Below are 264 nucleotides of genomic sequence, written 5' to 3' on the forward strand. Positions count from 1 at the left end.
GGTCAGCTGACGCAGGACGGCGGCGACCCAGCGGAAGTGGCAGCGCAGCACCGCGTAGCCCACCAGCAGGCCCAGCAGGCCGCAGGCGAGGGACGCCGAGCCAACGATGACCAGGGTGTTCCACACCGTATGCCAGAATTCGGCGCTCAGCAGGATCCCGTTGTGCAGGGCCACGGTGTCAAGGTTGTGACCAATCCAGTAATCGAGGGTGAAGTTATCGGCGCTGAAGCGGCCCGGCAGGATCATGACCGTCGACAGGAACAG

1 pseudogene is annotated in these 264 nt (G+C 64.8%); it reads right to left on the reverse strand.

Annotated features, from left to right (window positions below):
* Positions 1-264 (reverse strand): annotated as a pseudogene (locus RAD10_RS42065) (iron ABC transporter permease); the annotation flags it as partial.

This window comes from Bradyrhizobium sp. 23AC, assembly GCF_054863025.1.